Consider the following 23084-nt stretch of genomic DNA (forward strand, 5'->3'; position numbering starts at 1 on the left):
TATTAGTTAAGCTGTTGAAATAACTCCCCTACTGCTTGATGAATTACCAATGTCGCTTGGCTTTCAGCAGATAAACTACTTTTATTAATTAAAACTAAGTCTTCTCCTTGATAGAAGTCAATCAAGCCACTAGAAGGATAGACTGAAAGGGACGTACCCGCAATAATTAATAAATCAGCCTCTTTAATTGCTTGGATACTTTGATCAATGACAACATCCTCTAATGCCTCTCCATAAAGAACAACATCTGGTCGCACAATGCCATTATCCGCATCACAACGAGGAATCCCATTTTCATCACGCATTAACTCATTTAAAGAATATTTTTTTTGACATAACTCACAATGATTATGCTGAACACTTCCGTGTAATTCCAATACTTTTTGACTGCCTGCTACTTGATGCAAGCCATCAATATTTTGAGTAATTACTGTCACTGATTTGTCTTGCTGTTCCAAAGCCGCTAAATAAGCATGTGCTGGATTTGGTTTAGCGGATGGATAAATTAAATGCTTAAAGTAATAATCAAAAAACAACTGAGGATGCTTTTTCAAAAAAGAATGACTGACAATCTCTTCTGGTGTCACTTTAGTCTTTAATTCTTGGTTAAAGAGTCCATCTGCAGATCTAAAGTCTGGAATGCCGCTTTCAGTTGAAACCCCTGCACCGCCAAAAAAAACGATTTTTTGATGGTGTTCAATTAAATTTTGTAAAATAAGTGCTTTATTTCCCAATATTTCCACAACCCTTCTAGCTGACTTTGTCATAAACGTCTCTTTTTCTGTCCTTTTTGATAGGAAATGCAATAGTTTCTGAAACTTAATTATGATAACATATATTATATAAGATGATAACTCAAATTCTTTAATGGTTAAGTCTTATCATAACATGAACTTTGGAGGAATAAAACGTGAAAAAAATGATTTTACAGTTGGTGACGATTGCAACGCTCTTTACCCTTGCAACTCCAGCTCTAGCAAAAGACACTTTGGATTTAACGTTTAAATCAACTTCATCAGCAACTAAAAAGAACGTGGATTTAGCAGTTAAAACGAATTTACCAAAGGATACTAAAATTCAAACGACTGTTGAGGGTCCAAAAGATTTTAAAGAAAAATTTAACTTAAAAGTCGACAAAAAAGGTTTTGTCAAACAAGAATTTAAAGGAAAAAAATACGGTACCTATAAAATCACGTATGCTACTCAAGTAGTAAAAAAACAACCCAGCAGTGTTCAAAAGAAATTAGGAAAGAATGGTTCTAATTTAACTGGGAAATTTGTTTACAAAGGAACTGGAACCTATGCAGAAAAGCTGACTGTCCAAAAGGGAAAAAAACAAGTAGCCGTTAAACAACAAAGTAAAAATGAAAAATTAATAAACGAACAAAAAGTTGCAAAAGCAGCAGCAAAGAAAAAGGCTAAAGCGGAAAAAATTGCCAAAGAACAACTTGAAGCAGCTGTAAAAGCTGTTGAGCTTGCAGAAGCAACACCTACCAGAGAAAATTATGATAAAGCCAATACGTTGGTAGCATCATTAAGTCAAAAGAATAAAGGTCTATCTGATCGTCTAACAACCGTAAACACTACTATTCTAGCTAGCGAAAAAGCTGAATCTGACCGTCTTGCTGCTGAAAAGAAAGCTGAAGAAGATCGACTAGCAGCCGAAAAAGCTGAGGCTGACCGCGTTGCTAGTGAACAAAAAGAAGCTGCACGAATCGCAGCAGAGCAGGCACAAATTGCTGAAGCAAATCGTATTGCTAACGAACAAGCTCAAGCGGCTCAAGCAGCCCAAACACCCGTTGGGAATACTGTATACGTTACAACTACTGGACATCGCTATCATGCTTCGCCTAATTGTCGTGGTCTGAACAATGCTAATTCTACCCGTTCAGCTACTCTTGAAGAAGCACAAAATCGTGGATTAACGCCTTGTAAGTTTTGTTATTAAATTCATTAATAATAAAATAGAGCAAAGAGAGTATTGTAACCCTCTTTGCTCTATTTTAATTTTTGAAATTTCAATCTAACTGATTTTAACACCTTGGATATTTTCAGCTGGTAGCAATTTACGTTTTAAAGCATAATCATCTTGAAAAATTGGAACTAATTGAGCTGCATTATATAATGAAATATTAAAAATAGTTACTTTACCATCCCCATCTGTAATAAATTCGGGATTATTCATGTAACGTACACCTGCATTTCCATAATCTCTACGTAATTCATTCCGAATATTTCGAGCATCATTTAAATTCAATCCTCTAAATTCAACCTTATAGACTTCTTGAATTGTTTTTTCTACATATATACTCTCTGCATTTACTAAATGTTCAATATTAACATATTGATTGATCCAGATTGATTGCAACCAATTTGCAACACCTTCTGCAATGCCATTAATCATCACAATGGCAGATGAACCGTTGTCTCTATAATTAATTGTGATATCACTAGATTGGCAAATTCTTTTGCCATTTTCTGCCATCTCTTGGGTAAATCTTGTTTTTAAAATTTCTGCAGCTTGAGGAGAAAGATTTCGAATCGCCGCACGATATAAGTGAGGTTTTTCAACAGTTCCACCATCATTTCCTGACAATAAACGGAACCATTCTTCTGCCCAAATTCCTCTTTGTGGTTGATCTGGATTTGCTGGACGCTCATAATTATGAATAAAGACACTTGCTAAATAGGTTGGACTTTGCGTACTTTGAGTAAATTGTCTAAAATTTAGTGGGTAAGCAGTCGTCGCATAAAATTGTTGCCCATTTTCAAGTTCCCACTGAATTCTTTTACATTGTGTTTCTACCGTACGATAATTGAGTCCATTGCTATTCGCCCAGTTAACTAAATTTGATTTCGGTGTCCATTGTACAAGACCATAGCCACCCCCACCGCCTAGTTCGTCTTTATCTGCAATAATACCTGATTCTCCTTGCATGTTCCCAAGTAATCCAGAAATGGCCTGTGCTGTCCATCCCTTATTTCTAAAAAATAAATAAATTGCTTTTGCGTTCTCTGTTGCATTTTCTACCATTGTTTTTCCCTCCAATTAATTTTTATAAGAAAACTAACGATCGTTTGTACTATTTTCTTACTGACTCAATCATATCTTTTTTAGGGATACTCTTCCTATCTAGAATCTTTTAATATTCTAACTAAGTTCTTTCAAAAGTCTTTTTAAATACTAGATTATTAAGTAGAACTACTCCACAGTTTCCTTTGGTAGCCCTTTAGAAAATAAACCATGTGTTATAGCATTTTATTGTTTTTTAAGGGAGCGTTCCCTTTTAATTCATCATCCATAGAACCAAAAAGAGACCTCTCATCATCTGATAAGAAGTCCCACATTATGGTTTCATGCTCTCCAGTTCGGAGCACATTTTTATTATTTCGAGGTGCACCCCCGTCATTATTTAACGCATTTTTATTGCCTTTAGGAGCGCCAAACCCTTTTGCATTCTGATTTCCAACAGGTGCGCCCTTATTCTTTTTAGGTGCATTCTTTTCTTGCGCCCACTTCCCACGTTGAATCCAACTTTTTAAGGTATTAAGTGGGACGTCATATTTTTGGCAAATATCTTTTTGTTTCAATCCGTTCAAATAATCTTGCTTAGCTAATTTCTTGATATCCTCCATGATACATCATCCCACCTCCTTATTTGTGTTGTTTTTATCTGTTCCCTAACATTGCTCCTATTATTAATGTTATGACTGGAATAATAATATTAAGTTTTTCGGTGTCTCCAAGTTTATTAAATTTATCGAATAAAAAGATGCAAGCGTAATAAATATCCATAATTACGACAAACCAAGTAATTAATAACATTGCCGAGAGCATAATCCAATTAATACTACTATACCCTGCATCCCCCATAACCATTATCATGAGAACCATCCCTACGATACCAGCAACCATACCCAACCAATTAACTTTAGAAAGTAAACCTCTGGACTCAACGCTTATTGAAAATCCCGCTTGAACTAATAATAAACTTGCCAAAAACATAGAGCCGGATATTATAGCGATTTTATCATAGGGTTGACTAGGCGGAGCAGAATTCATAGTTTCTTGATATTTAATTGTCCATTTTAAAATAAACAGAATTGAAATTGAAGTAAATACTCCAGAAATACCTCCAATTATTAATTTAAAATAACTTTTACTAATAGCTTCCATTTTGTTATAAAGTTTGTTTTGATTTTCCATACAATTACCTCTCTTTAATTTGATAATATAATTTTACCAAACATTACCAAAAAAGAGAATATCACGGGATATATTGTCAGTTTTTACTACCTAATCTCTCCTAAAAATTCCATATAGTTGATTTGAATGTGTGTATTCCTCCTTTTAAATGCAAAAAAGACACCTCAACAAACGTATTACTACGTTGTTAAAGTATCCTCTAGTTTTCTAGTCATACTATTAAAATTTAGTTTTTGTTTCACATTTAACTAATGTGACTTTATTATCAATCAATTTTCAAGAATACCCTTGCTATTTCTTAGGTTGATCTTCGTCCATTTTAAGAACTGCCATGAAGGCTTCTTGTGGAACTTCGACAGATCCGATTTGTTTCATTCGTTTCTTACCTTCTTTTTGTTTTTCCAAGAGCTTACGTTTACGTGAAATATCTCCGCCGTAACATTTGGCTAAAACATTTTTACGTAAGGCTTTTATATTGGTACGAGACAGAATTTTTTGTCCCACAGCTGCTTGAATCGGTACTTCAAATTGTTGACGTGGAATCAAGGCTTTTAATTTTTCAACAATGATTTTTCCACGTTCATAAGCAAAGTCACGATGGACGATAAAGCTTAATGCATCGACTTTTTCAGTGTTTAACATAATATCCATCTTAACAAGTTTGCTTGGACGGTAGCCAATTAAATCGTAATCTAACGAAGCATAGCCCTTGGTACTTGATTTTAATTTATCAAAGAAATCATAAACAATCTCTGATAAAGGAATTTCGTAAACAACATTTACACGGTACTCATCTAAATAATCCATGGTCATAAACTCGCCACGTTTGCGTTGAGAAATTTCCATAACGGCTCCAACAAATTCATTTGGTACCATAATACTTGCTTTTACATAAGGTTCTTCAACGGTTTCAATCACACCTGGTTCTGGCATGTCTGCTGGGTTATCCACGATCAGAGTCGAACCGTCTGTTAAGTTTACTTGATAAATAACGGATGGTGCAGTTGTAATTAAATCTAAATCAAATTCACGCTCTAAACGTTCTTGAATAACATCCATATGAAGCAAGCCTAAGAAACCACAACGGAAACCAAAGCCTAATGCTTGTGATGTTTCTGCTTCAAATTGTAAGGCTGCATCGTTTAATTGCAAACGTTCTAAAGCTTCACGTAAATCATTGTAGCGGGAAGAATCAATTGGATACAGGCCACAGTAAACCATTGGATTCATTTTACGATAGCCAGGTAAAGCTTCCGTTGCAGGATTTACTACAGAAGTAATGGTATCTCCAACTTGAGTGTCTTTAACTGTTTTGATACTGGCTGTAATATAGCCAACATCTCCTACCATTAAAAAGTCACGTTTGATGGTTTTTGGTGAAAAAATACCCACTTCAGCAACTTCAAATGTTGCGCCATTGCTCATCATTTTGATTTTATCTCCAGGTTTTACAGTACCATCTACAATTCTTACGTTTAAAATAACGCCACGATAAGAGTCATATACTGAATCAAAAATTAGCGCTTTTAAGGGTGCGTCTAAATCACCTGTTGGTGCAGGAACTTTTTCTACAATTTGTTCAAGAATATCTTCGATTCCAATGCCTGCTTTTGCGCTAGCTAAAACAGCTTCACTTGCATCAATTCCAATTACGTCTTCAATTTCACCACGAACTCGTTCTGGATCAGCTGCGGGTAAATCAATTTTATTGATGACTGGGATAATTTCTAAGTCGTTATCTAAGGCTAAATAGACGTTAGCCAACGTTTGAGCTTCAATCCCTTGTGCAGCATCAACTACTAATACGGCTCCTTCACATGCCGCTAAACTGCGTGAAACTTCATAAGTAAAATCCACATGTCCTGGTGTATCTATTAGATGAAAAGTATATTCGTTTCCATCCTTAGCTGTATATTTAAGTTCAACTGCGTTTAATTTGATTGTAATCCCGCGTTCTCTTTCTAAATCCATTGAATCTAGTAGTTGCGCTTGCATGTCTCGATCCGCTACGGTGTTTGTTTTTTCTAAAATTCGATCGGCTAAAGTCGATTTCCCATGGTCAATATGAGCGATGATGGAAAAATTTCGAATTTGCGATTGGCGCTGTTTCATTTCATCTCTATTCATTCTATTTAGTGCCTACTTTCATTATTTATTCCAAAAAGTGTCATTGTAAATTATACCAATGAAACACAGTAAATACAAGAAAAGTTCAAATTGGAGCTACGTTTTTCTTCAAAAAAAGCCAGCCTGTCACTACTTAAGGGAACAGGCTAGCTCATTTTCTTATTTTCTTTTTTTCTTGCCTTCTGATTTAAAGGCATCTTTGACTTTATCAAAAATATTGGTTTCTTGTTCACTCACTTCAATTCCACTCGCTTTGGCAAATTCTCGCATTGCTTGAACTTGTTGCTCAGATAGGTTTTTCGGTGTAATGACTTGAACTTTCACGTGTTGGTCTCCAGTACCGGTTCCTCTCAATTTAGGCGCACCCTTACCTTTTAGGCGGAAGTTTGTTCCTGTTTGAGTTCCTGCTGGGACTTTTAATTTAATTTTCCCGTGAACGGTTGGGACTTCAATTTCGTCGCCAAGGGCTGCTTGTACAAAGCTAATTGGCAAGTCATAGAAAATTTCAGATCCATCACGATCAAATAAGTCGCTTTCTTCAACACGGAAGACAACATAAAGATCCCCATGAGGTCCACCATTGATACCGGCTTCCCCTTGACCTTGTAAACGCATTTGTTGACCGTCTTCCACACCTGCTGGTACAGTAACTTTTACGCTATGCGCTTCTTTAACATGGCCTGAACCATGACATGTCGGACATTTTTCTTTGATTTCTTTTCCTGAACCATGACACACATCACAGGTTTGACGTGTCATAACGCGTCCAAGTGGTGTATTCCGTTCTACATTAATTGAACCGGCTCCATGACATTTCGAACAAGTTACGGGTTCTGTCCCTGGTTTTGCACCGTTTCCGTGACATGTTCCACATTCATCTTCACGATTGTATTTGATGGTAGATTCTTTTCCAAAAATCGCCTCTTCAAATTTTAAATTCATCGTGTATTGTAAATCTTCACCTTGTCTTGGCGCATTTGGATTGGATTGACGACCACCTCCGCCAAAGAATGATTCGAAGATATCTTCAAATCCGCCTCCGCCAAAGCCACCACCGAAACCACTTCCGCCAAAACCGCCACCAAAGCCTCCGCCAGCACCAAAGTTAGGATCTGTACTTGCATGTCCATATTGATCATAGGCTGCACGTTTATCCGCATCACTTAATACTTCATAGGCTTCTGCGATTTCCTTAAACTTATCTTCTGCTCCAGCTTCTTGGTTGATATCTGGATGAAATTGTTTTGATAATTTACGATATGCTTTTTTAATATCTGCATCAGTTGCGTCTTTTGCAACACCTAACACTTCATAATAATCTCTCTTTGCCATTGCTTTCCCTCCATCGTTACGTAAACATAATCTTTTGATTGAATAGACTGATACGTCCGACTATCGTTTAAAATCATAACACATCTAGAAGAAAAAGCCAAAAGCATTTTGCCTTGGCTTTTTCTTCTTTAATCTGTATTAAATTATTTGTTGTCGTCTACTTCTTCAAAATCAGCATCGACTACATCATCAGCGCCACCTTGAGCAGCTTCTGGGTTTTCTTCTGCTTGTTGTTGTGCAGCTTGTTCATATAGTTTAACTGTTAATGCTTGAACGATTTCGTTAAGAGCATCGCGTTTTGTTTTCATTGCTTCGATGTCGTTTGCTTCAACAGCCGCTTTTAATTCATCGCGTGCTTCTTCTGCTTTTTTAACTTCGTCAGCATCTACTTTGCCTTCTAATTCAGTTAATGTTTTATCAACTGAGAATAACAATTGGTCTACATCATTACGTAAATCAACTTCTTCTTTACGAGCTTTATCTGCTTCAGCATTTGCTTCCGCGTCTTTTACCATACGATCGATTTCGTCGTCTGATAAGCCTGATGAAGATTTGATTGTAATTGTTTGTTCTTTACCAGTCCCCATGTCTTTTGCACGTACGTTTACGATACCATTTTTATCGATATCAAAAGATACTTCGATTTGTGGAACGCCACGTGGTGCTGCTGGAATATCTGTTAATTGGAAACGACCTAATGTTTTGTTATCTGCTGCCATTGGACGTTCACCTTGTAATACGTGTACATCTACTGCTGGTTGGTTATCTGCTGCAGTTGAGAATACTTGAGATTTTGAAGTTGGGATTGTTGTGTTACGGTCAATTAATTTAGTGAACACGCCACCCATTGTTTCAATACCAAGTGATAATGGAGTTACGTCAAGTAACACGATATCTTTAACGTCACCTGTGATAACGCCACCTTGGATTGCTGCACCCATCGCTACAACTTCATCTGGGTTAACTGATTTATTTGGTTCTTGATTTGTTTCTTTTTTAACAGCTTCAACAACTGCTGGAATACGAGTTGATCCACCAACTAAGATCACTTCATCAATTTCGCTTGCTGATAAACCAGCATCTTTAAGAGCTTGACGAACTGGACCTTTCGTACGATCTACTAAGTCATGTGTTAATTCATCAAATTTAGCACGAGTTAAGTTCATTTCTAAGTGTAATGGGCCTGCTTCGCCTGCTGTGATAAATGGTAAGCTGATTTGAGTTGAAGTTACACCTGATAAATCTTTTTTCGCTTTTTCAGCTGCATCTTTCAAACGTTGAACGGCCATTTTGTCGTTTGATAAATCAATGCCGTTTTCTTTTTTGAATTCTGCAACCATGTAATCGATGATTTTGTTATCAAAGTCATCTCCACCTAGTTTGTTGTCACCAGCTGTTGACAATACGTCAAACACGCCGTCACCTAATTCAAGGATAGATACGTCAAAAGTACCGCCACCTAAGTCAAATACTAATACTTTTTCATCTTTGTCTGTTTTATCTAAACCGTAAGCTAATGCTGCTGCAGTTGGTTCGTTAACAATACGCTCTACTTCTAAACCAGCGATTTTACCAGCGTCTTTTGTTGCTTGACGTTGTGCATCATTGAAGTAAGCTGGAACTGTAATAACAGCTTTATCAACTTTTTCACCTAGATATTCTTCAGCAAATCCTTTTAAATATTGTAACGTCATAGCTGAAATTTCTTGTGGTGTATATTTTTTACCTTCAACTTCAACTGTATAACCGTCTTCACCAATATGGCGTTTAATAGAAGCAATTGTATTTGGGTTTGTTACTGCTTGACGTTTTGCAACTTCACCTACTTGGATTTCTCCGTTTTTAAATGATACTACTGAAGGTGTTGTGCGGTTTCCTTCTGGATTCGCAATAATTTTTGCTTCTCCGCCTTCTAATACTGCTACTGCTGAGTTTGTTGTTCCTAAATCGATTCCGATAATTTTACTCATTTTAAATTCCCTCTTTACTAGTTATTTTTTAGTTTGTTCGCTGATAAAAATCAGCTTATCCGTTTTTTAGTTAAAACTTATTGTGACACAATAACCATTGCAGGACGCAATACGCGATCCTTCAAGATATACCCTTTTTGTAGAACGTTTACGACAGTATCTGTGGCTTGACCGTCTTCTGCCGGCACTGTCTGTACTGCTTGATGGAAATTTGGATCAAAGCTTTCACCAACTGGGTTAATCTCTTCAATTCCTTCACTTTTCAAGGCTGTTCTAAAGGTATTCATGACCATTTCTAAGCCTTTTTTCAAGCTTTCTCCTTGTTCATCACTCACTTCTATTGCCATCGCGCGTTCCAAGTTATCAATCACTGGTAACAATTCTTTGGCAATGTCTTGTGAACGGTATTTCGCTGCGTCTTCGCGTTCTTTTTGATTACGCTTGCGCATGTTTGCCATTTCTGCTTGAATGCGTAGATAGCGATCTTCCATGTCACTAAAGGCTGCTTTTGCTTCAGTTAATTCATCCACTGGAGCTGTTTCTTGCTCGTCCTTTTCTGGTTCTTCAACGGAAGTTACTTCATCTATTTCATCCATGCTTGCTTTGATTTCTTCATCTAATTTTTCTTCTTGGAAACTTTCATTTTTCTTGTTAGACACGACAAAATCTCCTTTTTAAATTATTTTTCCATTCCTTGGTAATAATCCATCATTTTCTGTGAAAGCTCATTTCTAAAAGCATCGACTAATCCAATCATTCTTGAATACGGCATACTCGTTGGTCCTAACAGAGCAATCGTTCCCGTTCCATGTCCCATTACACTATAAGTTGCTGTAATTAAACTAAAATCTTGAAACAAGGTATTCTCTAGCTCTTGCCCAATCCTGACTTCGATTCCTTCTTGATTTTGGGTAATCAGCGAGGCTAAACCTGAATCTTTTTCCATCAGTGTATAGATCGACTTAAATTTTTCGACATCAAGTGCATTTGAAAAATCTAAGATATTCATGCGACCTCCAACAAAGACTCGTTCTTTAGCGGCTTTCATGATGATGTCATCAAATACATCTAGAATTCCAGATGGCGTACGAACATACTTTTGAATCAGCTGTGGAATTTCTGTTTTTAGTTTTTGATAAACTAGAACCAGAGGATATCCAATCAATTCATCATTAAAGATTGCAACAATCTTTTCTAATTCGTAACTATTGATGTTTTTTGGCAAATTAAAAATTTGATTTTCAACGTGCCCTTTATCTGTTACCAAGATGGCCATTACTTGGAAATTACTTAATGGAACTAAGCGAAAACCAGTTAATTTACTGTCTTTCAGCTCAGGACCTAACGTAATTGCCGTGTAACTGGTTAGGTTTGACAAAACTTCAGCAGATTGTGCAACGATTTCATCTAATTCGTGAAAAGGTGAATTGAAGGATGACTTGATGGTTGCAAGATCTTTTGAATTGACTTTGTCTGGGTGTACTAAATGATCCACATAGAAACGATAGCCTTTTATTGACGGAATCCGTCCAGAAGAAGAATGTGTTTTTTCAATGTAACCAAGCTCTTCTAAGCGCCCCATCTCATTACGGATCGTCGCTGAACTAAAATCTAGTCCTGCCTCATTCATCAAAGTTTTAGACCCAACAGGATTTCCAAAATCTGTATACAATCGAATAATTGATTTGAGAATCAGGATCTGTCTTTCTGTTAACATTTGGTTCACCTCTTTTTAGCACTTAACAACAACGAGTGCTAATACATTTATTAATTTAACAAATTAGTCAGACTTTGTCAACAATATTCCCTTATTTTTTTACGAGTTTTTCCCAAAAATAGTTAAAATCCTACTTAGTACCTAGAAAGCTCTACGTACTAAGCAGGATAAGCATTGTCACTCTTTGCTTACTGTTTTTCGACTTTTAAAAATTGATTGTTTTCAAAGTAACACATGTAGCAATTTTCTTGAGGATTGAGTAAAAGATCCTTCAGTACAAATGGAATATTATCTGGCATTCCTTGATTTTTAGAATCAAAAATCCAATCAATTTCTTTAAAGTCTAAAATTCCTTCTCTCGTAGCGAGTGGTGTTGAAAAATATTCTTTTTCTGGTAACTCCGTTAGAAACAGGTGTAGACCACCTGTGATTTCGTGATCTACGGTCCAAAGAAGTTTGCCGCCATAAAAAAGTTCACTTACGTCAATTGTTGTTTCTTCTTTTATTTCTCGAATCGCAGAATTTAATGGCGTTTCTCCCACTTCAATTTTTCCGCCAACTCCATTCCACCGCCCCATCCATGGATTTTTTTGTCGATTAAGTAGCAGGACTTTGGTGCCCTGTTTTAAAAAACATAATGTGTACCATTGCATAAATATGCCTTCTTTCATCTTTTAAGTTAACGATTATATAGTAGTTCATTAACTTCTATTATATCGTATTTTATGTAATTAGAAATAAAAAAGAAGAGAAACTAATTCTCTTCTTTCATTAAATGGTAGATTGATTGATACAGGGAAACTGGAATTTCAAAATGTCCAAATCTTAACTTCGATCGTTGGGTTGTCCATTCAGTTAATTGATTTAATGCTACCAATGTCACTTCTTTAAGACCTTCTTCATAAACTACATTTCTTCTAAAGGGGACAAAACCTGGTGCCATTTCAAAAGAATAGACTTCTTCATCTACCACCGTTCCAACTGCAATAATTTTTTGGTACGGTTGTGTGTCATTCCTATCCAACTTAGGTGAATAATAGAGAATTCGATCCCCTTTTTTCATTTTTATTAAAGGGGCTTTTTTACCATGACATAGTTGACAAAATCCATCTTGAATTCCTAATAAAACATGGTTTTTCGAAGCTACTCCAATCCAATAGTTAGTCATTATTTCCCTCCTCTGTAAGAAGATGCAGGAGCGCATTAAATTGTTCTTCATTAGCTCCAAGTTTTGAAAAAAATAACTTATCAATCTGTTCAACTATTTTTAAAGCCTTGTTAAGTTTACTCCTTCCAATTGAAGTAAGCATGACAACTTTGGCTCTTGTATCAATTTTAGAATGACTTCGTTGTATCAACTGTTGTTTTTCTAAATTTTTTAGAATTGTCGAAACGGTCATCACATCTATATCTGATTTTTTAGAAATTTCAATTTGCTTGATTTCATTTTTTGACTGTTCCAAATAGCCTAATGATGCTAAAACAACAAATTGAGGATGGGTAATTCCAATTGCTGCTAACTCTGTTTTAATTTTCTTATGCCAATTATTGTAAGCCTTAATAAAGGATAATCCAATTGATTGGGAAGAGTCTTCTTTAAAGTTAGAATTAAATTGCTTCATTTAAATTACCTCGGATAAACTAAAAACAGATGCTGGAACATCTGAAAATACTTGAGATAAAAATGCTAATGCTTCTTTGTTTTCTTTTCCTGTTAAACTAGCAAATTCAACGGAGTGTCGAACAATCGTTTTTCCCTCAATAGGAATCAATTCATGATTAAAATATAAAGAACCTAAATTAGGTATCTCAGTCTTGTCACAAAAGCTCTGATTTCCCGTTACTTCCACAAGCTCAAATTCCATTGGTTGTTGACCTTCTAACGTCATGATTCCAGTTGTTCCTTGTTCAAAAGCTCCTTTTAATTCAATTGCACTTAAATTATCTTCCCATTTAAACCAATTAGTAACTTCTGAATAAAATGGCCAAATTTTTTCTGGTGTTTTTGTAGTGATTAACTCAAATGAAAATTTCATTTTATATCCTCCTAACGAACATAGTAATTACACTTATAATATAACTCTTTACTATTCGGTTGTCAACATAAAAAAAGCTCTTGCTCCTTAAGAACAAAAACTTTTTTTAGTAAGCAATATTTTAGATTTAATTTCAATCTTTTTTAGCAAGATAATCCTGATAATCACCAAGATACATTGTTGTTTTTTTGGGGGTCAACTCTAATACATGAGTTGCCAATTTATTGATAAAATAGCGATCATGAGATACAAAGAAAATAGTTCCTTCAAAGTTAATTAATGATTTTTCCAACATATCTTTAGTTGCTAAATCTAAATGATTGGTTGGTTCATCTAAAATTAAAACATTTGGTTTGGCTAACATCAATTTAGCAAAAATTAATTTCCCTTTTTCACCACCGCTTAAATCTTTGATTCGTTTTTCAACATTTTCTTGCGTAAATAACAGGCTAGCCAATGTTTGTCTAACTGTTAAATCATCTTCCTCGGGAAATGTTTGACGCATTTCTTCCAATACAGTTAACTCAGGGGTTAATGATTGAAATTCTTGGTCATAGTACCCTATTTTAGTATTGCCTCCCCATTTTATTGAGCCTTCAGCATAGGGCAACTCCTTAATAATTGATTTTAACAAGGTTGATTTGCCGACTCCATTACTACCTAATAAAGCAACCCGATCGCCTCGCTCTATTTTAAATTGAACATTTTCTAGTAATAACTCATTTGGTTTAACTGATAGTGCAACATCTTCAAGTGCTAGAACAGCTTTATGAGAAGGGTACTCCATTTCAAAATTTAAATAAGCACTTTTTAAAGAAGCTAGTGGGGCATCGATACGATCGATTCGATTTAGTTGTTTTTGTTTATTTTTAGCACTTTTAGCTGAGGTTGCTCGAACTATATGCTTTTCAACGTATGTCTCAAGACGTTTCACTTCTTTTTCTTGTTGCTTAAATCTTGACCACTGAAGTTGTTCATTTTTTTCTTTTTGACTGACATAGCTCGAATAATTCCCTTTGTAACGAGTGATTTGGTGTCTTTCCAACTCAACAACCGATTGGATAAATTTATCTAAGAAATAGCGGTCGTGTGATACTACTAAAATAGCACCGCGATATTGAAACAGGAAATTCTCCAGCCATAAAATGGCTTCTAAATCCAAATGATTGGTTGGTTCATCTAAAACCAATAGATCAGGCTCTTCTAGTAATTGTTTGGCTAAAGACAATTTAGTCTTTTGTCCGCCACTTAATTGTTGGATTTTAGTTTCTTTTAAAGAATTGAATCCCATTCCTGAAATAATAGAATCAATTTTAGCTTCAAATTCATATCCACCAAGCATTGCAAAGGATTCCGTTATTTGACCGTATTGAGTTAAAAGGGTCTCTAAATCTTGTGTTTCTGATTGGCTCATTTGAACTTCAAGCCGCTGTATTTCCTGTTGCAATTGAATCAATCCACTAAAAACCGTCGTTAATTCTTCTTTGATTGTATTTGTCATAGTCAAATCTGACATCTGCTTAACAAAACCAATTTTACGGTGTGGATTCCGATAAATTGATCCTTCACTTATTTCCATCTCATTCATTAATAAACTTAATAAAGTTGATTTGCCTGAACCGTTGACTCCAACTAATCCAATTTTTTCGCCTTCCTCAATTTTAAAGTTGATTTTATTTAAAATCGTGTTGCCATCGAAATATTTTGTTACAGAATTTAATTGTACTAACATTTGTTCATCTCCTAGTTAATTGTTTTTAAATGACTAGAGATGAGCAAGCCGATGATTATTTATTGCTTTTATCGAATAACTCATCTCAAAGGAGATTCGTCTTTCCACAATGAAGCAATGGTAAATTGTTCCCGATATTAAACACAAATTGAAGTTCAATTGTTGTTTTCATTCTTAAGCCCCCCTACTCATAGATTCTTCCTTATCTTAACTCGTTAAAATAGAAATAACAAGAATTGACATTTTTTAATGAGTTGATACTCTGAGACAAAAAAAAACTAAAACTCCCTGATTCAGGTAAGTTTTAGTCGTTATTTTTATTTAGGGCTGCTTAGTAAAAAAGCTTGGAAAACTTCATTTCCTAAAAATTTCCCTTTTTCTGTTAATCGAATTTTATCAAGGGTAACTTCAAGCAACCCATCTGCTACAAGACTGTCGATAACCTCTTGATAGACTTCAAAAACGGACACCTGAAATTTATCAAAAAAGTGTTGAATTGAAACGCCTTCTAGTTTTCTCAATCCTAAAAACATTTCTTCTTCAATTTTTTCTTCAATCGATAATTGTTGGGTTCTTAAGATAGGCAACCGATTTTTTCTAAGGGGCTCTAAATACTGTTGAATCGGCCCGTTATTTTGATAACGGTGCCCTCCTAAATAACCATGAGCACCTGCACCAAACCCATAATATTTTTCATTTTTCCAATAAATTAAATTGTGCTGAGATTCATATCCAGGTAATGCATAGTTACTGATTTCATACTGTTTACGCCCTTTTTCAGCCATTAAATCAATCGCCATCTGATACATGTTCGCCTCTTCATCTTCAGTTGGCAACGGCAATTTCCCTTGTCGCATCAAATTGTAAAAAATCGTTTTATTTTCTAAAATCAATGAGTACGTAGAGTAATGTGGCAATTCTAATTCTAAAGCTTTTACTAGGCTATTGTTAAAATCAGCTTCTGTTTGGCCTGGCAGACGATAAATTAAATCAATACTAATATTTTCAAATCCTACTTGTCGTGCGTTCGCAATGGACTGATAGACATCCTTCACTTTATGAATACGTCCTATTTTTTTGAGTAAATCGTCATTGAAAGACTGAACCCCCATACTTAGACGATTGACACCATGATCATGTAGAACTTTCAATTTATCAACTGACAAATCTCCTGGATTGGCTTCAAAAGTAAATTCGTTTCCCATTTGAAAGGGAAGAATTTCTTTCATTCCAGTTAGCAATCGATCTAATTGTTTTTCATTTAAGGTAGTTGGTGTACCTCCACCAACATAGATCGTCTCAATTTTTTCATCTGGCGTTTGAGCCATTGTCAATTGCATTTCTCTTAAAAGCATTTCAACATATTCATCTACTGGTTGCCCTTCTAAAAAGACTTTATTAAAGTCACAGTAGAAACAAATATGTTCACAAAAAGGAATATGAATATAAGTTGCTGTCATGAGTTCACGTTCCTTTCCTTACTTTTCATTCTTAAAATAAGCTGCCGTATCCAGTTCATCTTGCTTTAATTGTGCGATTAAATCTACTACAGAATCAAATTTCAACTCTTCTCGCAAATAGTGGTGCCAAGAAACCGCAACGCGCTCGCCGTAGATATCTTCCTTAAAATCTAAAATATACACTTCAACAGTCATATCCCGGTTATCTCCAAAGGTTACGTTATAGCCAATTGAAGCCATCCCTAAATGCCACTGATTGCCTACCTTAATTTTCACAGCATAAACACCTACTCGTGGCAACCGTACTCCTGCATCTACTTCAATATTAGCTGTTGGAAAACCTAACAATCGACCTCTAGCATCTCCGTGAACGACTCTGCCAGGAATTTCATAGGCATAGCCTAACAATTCATTAGCTACTTCCATATTTCCATCTGCTAGTTCTTTACGAATGCGTGTTGAACTGATTTTTTCGTCATCTGACTCCTGCTTAGCAACTGTTACAACTTCAAAGCGATTGTCGGCGAAACGTGGCAATTGCTCCATATTAGCTACATCTTTTGGTCCATAAGTGTAATCAAAGCCTGCAACCACTACTTGAGCGTGCAGATCCACCATATATTGGTTCACAAATTCAATTGGCGATAAACTTGCAAAAGCTGAGGTGAATTCAATCACATAAAGGATATCAACACCTTGCGCTTCCATTAATTCTTCTTTTCTTTTAATTGTTGATAAATATTTCATTTGATCTGGATCGATTTTTTGAAATACGATGGATGGGTGTTGGTTAAATGTCATTAGAGCTAGCTTTAGATTCTTTTCATTTGCAATTTTTTTTGCTGTTGCAATGACTTCTTGATGACCTAAATGAACTCCGTCAAAAAAACCCAAGGCTAAAACAACATTATCAGTTGGAATTTGATTGGCTTGATATGGATGATGGATATTGACAACTTTCATAAAAAAGAACCCCTTTAATCTATTGATTTCTTAAGACTTTTGTTGGTTTTACTAATTGTGGTTTTGTTGGATGAATGGCATATAAACTAGTAGCTACTCCTTGGTACATCATTACAACTGGGTAGCTTTCGTATGCTTTAAATAAGCTTCTCGGCAATGGCACACCATTTTTTACTTTTGGCCAAAGTTCTTCCGTAACTTCCATTGTTTCAAACTCTTTTAAACCAAATTCTAATGGAAAAAGTTTATCTTGAATACTTTCATCTGTCATCGCTTTAGCAACTTGATCTAAAGTCAAGCAATCGCTCGCTTTAAATGTTCCACTTAATACTCGTGTCAAATCTGACATATGCGCTGGATAGCCTAAAGCATTACCTAAATCAACTGCTAATGTTCTGACATACGTTCCTTTCCCACAAGTTACTTCAAAACGCCATTTAACGGTTCCTTGCTCTTCATTAAATATAGGCTCACTAGTTCGAATGAATGAACTAATTTCAGCTTTTCTTTGAGGTCGTTCTACAGTTTCCCCGTTTCTTGCATATTCATATAACCGTTTACCATTCACCTTAACCGCCGAAAACATTGGTGGAATTTGGATAATCGTTCCTTCCAATTGTTTCATTTGCTCATCAATTTCTTCAATTGTCGGAGCAACGGAAACTTTTTTTGATTCAACAACTTCACCACTTGCATCTTCAGTTGTTGTGGAATAACCTAAGGTAATTTCACCTATATAAGCTTTTCCAGTTTCCATCATATATTCAACGACTTTTGTTGCTTTCCCTACACAAATAGGTAAAACGCCGTCTACATCTGGATCTAGGGTTCCAGTGTGTCCTATTTTTTTTGTATTTAAAATTTTTCTTAATTTAAAAACGCAATCATGGCTTGTCATGCCACGCTCTTTCCAAAGTGGAAGAATTCCGTCCATTTGCAACCCAACTTTCTTGTTTCATAACCACGCTATTATAACATAGTTAAGAAAATAAAAGAATCTACTATTCTTGATTTTTCTTTAGTTATTCATAAGGTTTCTACATTTTTTTCAAAATGGATGTCTTTTTAAAGTGAAATTTGGTATTCTTAAGATGGTAGCATTTTCATAAAAGCTACTCTATTTAAGGAGGCAACTAAATGAAAAACATTAAGATTGTAACGGACTCTACAGTTCAACTATCAAAAGAAGAAATTGAAACCTATAATATTACTGTAGTGCCATTGTCCGCTATGATTGATAGCGTTGTATACATTGATGGTGAAACAATTACAAAATCAGAATTTTTAGAGAAAATGAATGAAAGTCCAACCCTTCCAAAAACGTCACAGCCCCCGATAGGACGATTTGTTGACACATATAATGAACTAGGAGAAGATGACAGTCAAGTCTTATCAATTCATTTAACGGAACATTTAAGTGGCACTGTTCAAGCTGCTCACCAAGCCTCACATTTATCCCACACGGATGTTACTGTCGTTGATTGCCAATTTATTGACCGGGCAATGGCCTTCCAAGTCTTAGCTGCTGCTAAATTAGCGCAAGAAGGTGCAAAAATGGAAACCATTCTTGAAAAAATTGAAGCCATTAAACATAAAACAGTTTTATATATTTGTGTGGTAAACCTTGAGAACCTCATAAAAGGTGGTCGAATTAGTCCAACTGTTGGAAAAATATCAAGTTTTTTAAATATGAAACTGTTGCTGCGTTTAACTGATACTGGATTAGAGCCAGACACAAAAGGACGAGGTATGCGCTCTATTCAAAAACGTATGGATAAGTTAATCGATGAAATGAAACAAACTGCTGGTATAAAAGCTATTGGCATTACACATATTGGTTTGACGCCTTTTACGGTAAGTTTAATTGAAACCTTAAAACTACATTTTCCAAATGCAAACTACTCTATCAACTATGCTAGCCCGAGTATTATGACTCATGCAGGACAAGATGCTTTTTCGATTATGTATGAAACAGTCTAATTGAATCCATTAAAAGGTCAAGTTAAGGAATTTCTCCTATAACTTGACCTTTTGATTGTCTTCTATTAATCTTTTTCAATTAGTAAAAATTCTTGCTCTTGACTATCTAATAAGCGTTTATTTTGTTGAATCGTCGCCCATTTTTCTAAACGACGATTTTTTTCTCGTTCTTTAGCTTTTGTTAAATCACATGTATATAATTCGACTTTATCTGTTTCAGTTAAACACGTAGTGAGGATTTTCAAAAAGCCCTCTTGCTGTGCCTTATTAACTGCCCTTGCTTCATCCATCATTTGTTTATATTGTACAATCTGTTCTTGCGGATAACTTTCTAAATCAGGATCGTCTTCGATAGGTTCCCAAACTGGAAAATCCGTTGTCTCGTATACATATGACGTTGAAAAATGCTTCAAAAGATCTTGATCTTCCACTTCTCTCAAAATTTCAAAGCCTCCCATAATTTCGGCTTCCGTGTCATAGAATAAAATTTGCTTCATTAGTAGTTCTGGATTTTGCGTTTCTTCTTTTAAATAATCTAAAACCATTTCATCGGTTACACCCGCTTCTAGTGTGTCTCTGGCAATCATTGCAACCACTTCTTGATTTCCAGTATTTGAAAGAGTTAAAGGCGTATTTGTACCTAAATACGAAACTAAATTCATTATTTTTGCTCCTTTTGATTGTTATTGTACTGCTATTATAGCAAATCTTAAACAGTAAAAAAACTAAGATTAGCCTAAACTAATCTTAGTTTTTTTTAGTCTTTATTTAAATTACGCAAGAGTTCATCGATGCGATTGCCATATGCCACTGATTCATCACGTTCAAACATGATTTCTGGTGTTTTATACAATGTTAAACGATGCCCTAATTCTTTTCTGATTAAGCCAGAAGCTTTTTCAAGCCCCAATTGTGCTTTTTCAAGATCACTTGCTTTATCAGATAAGATGCTGTAATAAATGGTTGCTTGTTGTAAATCCCCAGTTACACGTACATCCGTAATGGTAACATCTTGAACGCGAGGGTCTCTCACTTTTTTCTTTAAGATATCATTTACCTCACGTTGTACTTCTTGGGTAACACGACCAACTCTAAAATTTGCCATAATAGCCCTTCTTTCTGATGAATGAAGCTATTTGATTATTTACGTTTGATTTCCACCATACGATAAGCTTCCACTACATCGTCTACTCTTAAATCATTGAAATCTTTAATCATAAAGCCACATTCATATCCTAATTTAACTTCTTTTGCATCATCTTTAAAGCGTTTCAAACTTGCCAATTCGCCTTCAAAAATAACAATGCTATCACGAATTAAACGAACACTGCTGTTACGAGTAATGAAACCATCAGTTACATAACCCCCAGCAATAACACCGACTTTAGATACTTTGAAAGTTTCACGAACAACTGCTTGTCCAGTGATTTCTTCTTCGTATTCAGGATCTAACATCCCTTTCATCGCTGTTTCAATTTCATCAATTGCGTTGTAGATAATACGGTGTAAACGAATATCCACTTCTTCTTGCTCTGCTTGTTGTTTTGCTTGTGTTGTTGGGCGAACGTTAAATCCAATGACAATAGCGTTACTTGCTGCAGCCAATGTAATATCGCTCTCATTAATTGCTCCAACGGCTGTATGGATAATTTTAACACGGACACCTTCAACTTCGATTTTTTGTAAGCTGGCTGCCAAAGCTTCAACTGAACCTTGTACATCGGCTTTGATGATAACATTAACGTCTTTCAATTCACCCTCTTGTAAACTTGAGAATAAATTATCAAGTGTTACACGGTTCGTTGATGAACGTTGTTCAACCATTGCACGTTTTGCACGTTCCTCACCTGCTGCACGAGCAGTCTTCTCATCTTCAAAGACAACAAAGCGATCTCCTGCTTGAGGTGCGTTATTTAAACCTGTAATTTCAACTGGTGAAGCTGGTCCTGCTGTTTTCACACGGCGACCAATTTCATTAGCCATTACGCGGACACGACCAAATGTGTTTCCTACTACGATTGGGTCTCCAACATGCAACGTTCCTTCTTGAACTAATAATGTTGCAACTGGTCCTTTGCTCTTATCTAGACGAGCTTCAATTACTGTTCCAAGTGCTAAACGAGTTGGATCAGCTTTTAATTCTTGAACTTCTGCTACTAACAGGATCATTTCTAACAATTCATTGATATTTTGACCAAATTTAGCTGAAATCTCAACGAAAATCGTATCGCCACCCCATGCTTCAGGAATTAAACCATATTCAGTTAATTCTTGCATCACTTTTTCAGCATTTGCTGCTGGTTTATCAATTTTGTTTACTGCAACAATAATTGGAACTTCAGCTGCTTTAGCATGGTTGATAGCTTCAATTGTTTGTGGCATAACGCCATCATCTGCAGCTACTACTAGTACGGTAATATCTGTAATACCCGCTCCACGAGCTCGCATTGTTGTAAATGCCGCATGTCCTGGTGTATCTAAGAAAGTAATTGGTTTGCCGTCAAAATCAATTTGATAAGCTCCGATATGTTGCGTGATTCCGCCTGCCTCACCTAAGCTTACTTTTGAATTTCTTAGTGAATCTAATAAGGTTGTTTTACCGTGGTCAACGTGACCCATGATAGTAACTACTGGAGGACGCGTTACTAGAGCTTCTTCATTTACCTCTTGGTCAAAGTAGACATCTAAATCAGAAACATCTAATTCGATTTTTTCTTCTGCTTCAATTCCGTAATCAGCAGCTAGTAATTCGATTGCATCTTTACTTAAAGCTTGGTTTAATGTTGCCATTACGCCTAGCAAGAATAATTTTTTAATAATTTCAGCTGGTTCACGGTAGATTTTTTTAGATAAGTCTGCCACTGTCATTCCATCTGAATAAACAAGAACTTCTGGTAATTCTTTAAATTTACGAGGTACTGGTGGTGCTACTGGTTTAGTTTCGCCACGTTTCCCTTTACGTTTTCTGAAATTATTACGGTTGTTGTAGCTATTATAGCCGCCACGGTTTCCGCCTTGACCACCACGATTGTTGCTACTTTGACCACCGCGATTGTTACTTGCTGCAGGCCCGTTTGATTGTGGACGTGTATTTCCTGTGCCAGTCGTTTGTGGACGAGCGTTAGCTGTTGTTCCGTTGCTTTGCGAACGGTTTGCTGTATTATTTTGTGCTGGACGAGCTGCTGTTGATTGTCCAGGTTTACTTTGAGTCGCTGGGCGATTCGTTGATTTTGCTTGTGTTGTTTGATTTCCAGTCTTCGGTCCATTTGTTGTTGCTGGACGTTGCTGTTTATTGTCTTTTGAGTTCGTAGTAGTACCTCCTACGTCACTTTTAGGTGAACGATTTGTTTTTTGTTTAACTTCATTTTGACTGCTTTTAGGAGCTACATGCTCTTTTTTAGAAGCAAAACTTTGGTTTAATTTTTGAACTTGACTGTCTTCCATAGAAGACATATGACTGTTGTAGTCAAAGCCTAATTCTTTTGCTTTTTCAATCACACGTTTACTTGACACGTCATGTTCCTTGGCGTATTCGTAGACACGTTTTTTCCCCATGTAAT

22 protein-coding genes are annotated in these 23084 nt (G+C 35.8%); 2 read left to right on the forward strand and 20 right to left on the reverse strand.

Annotated features, from left to right (window positions below; genetic code table 11):
- Positions 1–2: 2 nt before the first annotated feature.
- Positions 3–734, reverse strand: coding sequence for an NAD-dependent protein deacylase (locus BR52_RS05210; RefSeq protein WP_034569954.1), 732 nt, complete (start codon positions 732–734; stop codon positions 3–5).
- Between the two features lie 176 nt (positions 735–910).
- On the opposite strand from BR52_RS05210, the gene BR52_RS12530 reads away from it, so the two are divergent.
- On the forward strand, positions 911–1948 hold the full coding sequence (locus BR52_RS12530; protein WP_051915640.1) for a hypothetical protein: 1038 nt from the start codon (positions 911–913) through the stop codon (positions 1946–1948).
- A 75-nt stretch (positions 1949–2023) separates the two neighbouring features.
- Here the strand turns inward: BR52_RS12530 and BR52_RS12920 are convergent, their stop codons facing one another.
- The 16 genes from BR52_RS12920 to truB all read right to left on the reverse strand — a co-directional run bounded on the left by BR52_RS12920 (position 2024) and on the right by truB (position 18478).
- Entirely contained in the window at positions 2024–3034 is a 1011-nt protein-coding gene (locus BR52_RS12920; protein ID WP_160113849.1) for a phage tail tip lysozyme, read from the reverse strand.
- Positions 3035–3249: 215 nt separating this feature from the next.
- Positions 3250–3636, reverse strand: a complete 387-nt coding sequence (locus BR52_RS05225; protein ID WP_051915641.1) for a hypothetical protein — start codon at positions 3634–3636, stop codon at positions 3250–3252.
- Between the two features lie 34 nt (positions 3637–3670).
- Positions 3671–4207 carry a hypothetical protein gene (locus tag BR52_RS05230; protein ID WP_034569955.1) on the reverse strand — a complete coding sequence of 179 codons (537 nt, stop codon included), beginning with the start codon at positions 4205–4207 and terminating at the stop codon, positions 3671–3673.
- A gap of 291 nt (positions 4208–4498) precedes the next feature.
- Entirely contained in the window at positions 4499–6334 is a 1836-nt protein-coding gene (gene lepA, locus BR52_RS05235) for a translation elongation factor 4 (protein ID WP_034569958.1), read from the reverse strand.
- Positions 6335–6493: 159 nt separating this feature from the next.
- A complete protein-coding gene (gene dnaJ, locus BR52_RS05240; RefSeq protein ID WP_034569959.1) occupies positions 6494–7666 on the reverse strand; it encodes a molecular chaperone DnaJ in 1173 nt (390 codons plus the stop codon).
- A 143-nt stretch (positions 7667–7809) separates the two neighbouring features.
- The gene (gene dnaK / locus BR52_RS05245) at positions 7810–9636 is read right to left on the reverse strand and encodes a molecular chaperone DnaK (protein WP_034569960.1); all 1827 of its coding nucleotides are present in this window, start codon (positions 9634–9636) and stop codon (positions 7810–7812) included.
- A gap of 77 nt (positions 9637–9713) precedes the next feature.
- Entirely contained in the window at positions 9714–10295 is a 582-nt protein-coding gene (gene grpE / locus BR52_RS05250; protein WP_034569961.1) for a nucleotide exchange factor GrpE, read from the reverse strand.
- Between the two features lie 20 nt (positions 10296–10315).
- Entirely contained in the window at positions 10316–11353 is a 1038-nt protein-coding gene (gene hrcA, locus BR52_RS05255) for a heat-inducible transcriptional repressor HrcA (protein WP_034569963.1), read from the reverse strand.
- A gap of 188 nt (positions 11354–11541) precedes the next feature.
- Positions 11542–12006, reverse strand: a complete 465-nt coding sequence (locus tag BR52_RS05260; protein ID WP_034569965.1) for an NUDIX hydrolase — start codon at positions 12004–12006, stop codon at positions 11542–11544.
- A 101-nt stretch (positions 12007–12107) separates the two neighbouring features.
- Entirely contained in the window at positions 12108–12521 is a 414-nt protein-coding gene (locus BR52_RS05265; RefSeq protein WP_034569968.1) for an EVE domain-containing protein, read from the reverse strand.
- Positions 12514–12975 carry a MarR family winged helix-turn-helix transcriptional regulator gene (locus tag BR52_RS05270; RefSeq protein WP_034569970.1) on the reverse strand — a complete coding sequence of 154 codons (462 nt, stop codon included), beginning with the start codon at positions 12973–12975 and terminating at the stop codon, positions 12514–12516. Before BR52_RS05270 ends, BR52_RS05265 begins: the two co-directional genes overlap by 8 nt.
- Entirely contained in the window at positions 12976–13389 is a 414-nt protein-coding gene (locus BR52_RS05275; RefSeq protein ID WP_034569973.1) for an SRPBCC family protein, read from the reverse strand.
- 133 nt (positions 13390–13522) lie between these two features.
- The gene (locus BR52_RS05280; RefSeq protein WP_034569974.1) at positions 13523–15121 is read right to left on the reverse strand and encodes an ABC-F family ATP-binding cassette domain-containing protein; all 1599 of its coding nucleotides are present in this window, start codon (positions 15119–15121) and stop codon (positions 13523–13525) included.
- 317 nt (positions 15122–15438) lie between these two features.
- Positions 15439–16581 (reverse strand): radical SAM family heme chaperone HemW, encoded by a 1143-nt coding sequence (hemW, locus tag BR52_RS05285; protein WP_034569976.1) that lies wholly within the window; start codon positions 16579–16581, stop codon positions 15439–15441.
- Between the two features lie 18 nt (positions 16582–16599).
- On the reverse strand, positions 16600–17544 hold the full coding sequence (gene ribF, locus BR52_RS05290) for a riboflavin biosynthesis protein RibF (RefSeq protein WP_034569978.1): 945 nt from the start codon (positions 17542–17544) through the stop codon (positions 16600–16602).
- A gap of 19 nt (positions 17545–17563) precedes the next feature.
- Positions 17564–18478 (reverse strand): tRNA pseudouridine(55) synthase TruB, encoded by a 915-nt coding sequence (truB, locus tag BR52_RS05295; RefSeq protein WP_034569981.1) that lies wholly within the window; start codon positions 18476–18478, stop codon positions 17564–17566.
- A gap of 203 nt (positions 18479–18681) precedes the next feature.
- On the opposite strand from truB, the gene BR52_RS05300 reads away from it, so the two are divergent.
- Entirely contained in the window at positions 18682–19524 is an 843-nt protein-coding gene (locus BR52_RS05300) for a DegV family protein (RefSeq protein WP_034569985.1), read from the forward strand.
- Positions 19525–19589: 65 nt separating this feature from the next.
- Here the strand turns inward: BR52_RS05300 and BR52_RS05305 are convergent, their stop codons facing one another.
- The 3 genes from BR52_RS05305 to infB form a co-directional block, all read right to left on the reverse strand.
- Entirely contained in the window at positions 19590–20186 is a 597-nt protein-coding gene (locus BR52_RS05305) for a hypothetical protein (RefSeq protein ID WP_034569986.1), read from the reverse strand.
- A gap of 95 nt (positions 20187–20281) precedes the next feature.
- The gene (gene rbfA, locus BR52_RS05310) at positions 20282–20629 is read right to left on the reverse strand and encodes a 30S ribosome-binding factor RbfA (protein WP_034569991.1); all 348 of its coding nucleotides are present in this window, start codon (positions 20627–20629) and stop codon (positions 20282–20284) included.
- Between the two features lie 35 nt (positions 20630–20664).
- Positions 20665–23079 (reverse strand): translation initiation factor IF-2, encoded by a 2415-nt coding sequence (gene infB / locus BR52_RS05315; protein ID WP_034569993.1) that lies wholly within the window; start codon positions 23077–23079, stop codon positions 20665–20667.
- Positions 23080–23084 lie beyond the last annotated feature (5 nt).

Origin of the sequence: Carnobacterium divergens DSM 20623 (genome assembly GCF_000744255.1) — a bacterium.
GTDB classification, from domain to species: domain Bacteria; phylum Bacillota; class Bacilli; order Lactobacillales; family Carnobacteriaceae; genus Carnobacterium; species Carnobacterium divergens.